This window comes from Rhizobium ecuadorense, from assembly GCF_001187535.1.
Lineage (GTDB): Bacteria > Pseudomonadota > Alphaproteobacteria > Rhizobiales > Rhizobiaceae > Rhizobium > Rhizobium ecuadorense.
This window is the reverse complement of the sequence record NZ_LFIO01001138.1, coordinates 1-444: the sequence shown is the minus strand read 5'-3', so window position 1 is coordinate 444 and position 444 is coordinate 1. Positions and strand designations below refer to the sequence as shown.

At 61.0% G+C, this 444-nt stretch carries 1 pseudogene; it reads right to left on the bottom strand.

Annotation, left to right across the window (positions count from 1 at the left end):
- A pseudogene (locus AF337_RS24535) lies at nt 1-444 on the bottom strand (biotin-dependent carboxyltransferase family protein); the annotation flags it as partial.

Here is a 444-nt window from a genome sequence, read left to right as displayed (position 1 = left end):
TGTGCTCGACCGCCTGTTGCGGTGTCACGGCCAGGAAACCGACATGGTCGCGTGGGCGCAGTTGGACGAAAGCGTCCAGATCCGAATCCACCACCGTTGCGATCTTGGGATAGCCTCCGGTCGTCTGGTGGTCGGCCAGCAGAATGGTGGCGACGCCGTCTCCGGCCACCTGCACCGAGCCCCGCACAATCGCTTCCGATGGCATGTCCAACGCGACGCTTGGCGCAAGCGACGGACCTTGGAGGCGTACGCCCATGCGATCATAGGCGTCGCTCAGGCGGAAGGGCGACGATAGGAAATTCGATAAGGTTTCTTTCGAGAAGAACCGATCCTGTGGACCAACCACCACACGCAGCTCGGATCGCGGTCTTGCGATGACCGGACATGTGATCGGACCATTTCGATCATCTCGCACTTCCGGATCGGCGAGAGTGAGCGTTTGAC